This is a genomic window from Pseudoalteromonas sp. SANK 73390, from assembly GCF_054966645.1.
Genome location: NZ_ARPN01000163.1, coordinates 1 through 1240, shown reverse-complemented (window position 1 = coordinate 1240; position 1240 = coordinate 1). Strand labels below are relative to the sequence as shown.

General features: G+C 40.0%; 3 protein-coding genes. All 3 read right to left on the bottom strand.

Features of this window, described 5'->3' with window-relative positions; genetic code table 11:
- Window positions 1-129 precede the first annotated feature (129 nt).
- Entirely contained in the window at window positions 130-351 is a 222-nt protein-coding gene (locus tag SANK73390_RS19090; RefSeq protein WP_462767953.1) for a hypothetical protein, read from the bottom strand.
- 189 nt (window positions 352-540) lie between these two features.
- Entirely contained in the window at window positions 541-855 is a 315-nt protein-coding gene (locus SANK73390_RS19085) for a hypothetical protein (protein ID WP_462767952.1), read from the bottom strand.
- A 9-nt stretch (window positions 856-864) separates the two neighbouring features.
- The coding region (locus SANK73390_RS19080) for a hypothetical protein (RefSeq protein WP_462767951.1) at window positions 865-1240 on the bottom strand (376 nt) is incomplete at its 5' end.

The following is a 1240-nucleotide window of genomic DNA, read 5'->3' as shown; positions in this document are numbered from 1 at the left end:
CAAATAAAAATGGGTGTCTTGTTTATTTTTAAGCAGGTAAATAATATAAGAAAGGCACGAGGCGACTAAAAAGTCACCTCGATTGGTTAGTATTGTTTGACAAAGGCTGAGCGTCCATATATGTCTTGTTTATTTCGCTGAGTTTTTACCCCACAAATAGTCTGCAAAGCTAATTGCGTTGATTTCTGACGTTGCATCTTTGAGCAACTCACTACTACGCGCTTCATAATCTGCCACCTTAAACTGTGCTTGGCGAGTAAGCTTACCTTGATATGGAAATATTTGTTTAAAGTCAGAGCGGGTAACAACCCCTAATGTGACATCTTTTTCAATCACCGACTTAAAGCCCATAAAGCCGCGACCTTGACTGTTATATACAACGTAAATAAAAGTGGGTGTCTTGTTTATTCTCGTTTCAAAAAACAAGCAAATAAAAATGGGTGTCTTGTTTATTTTGTTTATTCCTGTTCTTTGAAACGGGTGAAAATGATCAAATTACCAGCAAAGCTGGTAATTTGATCATTTTTGAATATCTAGACTTTATGATTTCAAGCTATTTGAGTGTGTACTGAAGTAAGTAACGGCAAATTCCTCACTCAACTCATGCTTTAGCTCAGCGAAAAGCATTTCACCTTCCTCTTCAAACGCAACTAGAGCTTGCTCATTGCAGAATCCAGAAGTTGCAGGGTCTTCACGGTTCATTGTTTTATCATATTCGTCGCCCCAAGCATCAATTCTTGTAGCTAAACTCTCTGATATTGGCAGTGATGATGGTGCTATATTATCCACGCCGTCACTGAACTCTTCCCATAACGGATAGCAATCATAATCCGTCATCAATTTAATCTTTCTCATATTGCTCACCTATCTTGCTGGGTTAGCCCCAACAATAAATCCATTACTTCCTGTTGTTACTGCTATTCTATGAGTTTGCCCTCCAAAGCCAACTTCATATATAGGTCTACCAGTTCCTTTACCTTGATAGCCTACAACCTTACCTCTGGGAACCGCAGCCATAACGGCTTGGGGGATTTGTGATTGACTTATCCCTCGGTTGGCAAAGTCGGCTCCATGCCTTTGCACAATGTGCTGCAATCCTGCGCTAGAATTACCAGTTTCAATAAACATGATTTTTCCGTCCGCATTTTTGCCTATCTGAACTATATTAACAGGGTTGTGTTTGATGCCTTGCTGACTAAGCTGCGTCGTTAAAGAAGTGGATAACCAAACAAGACAGCCG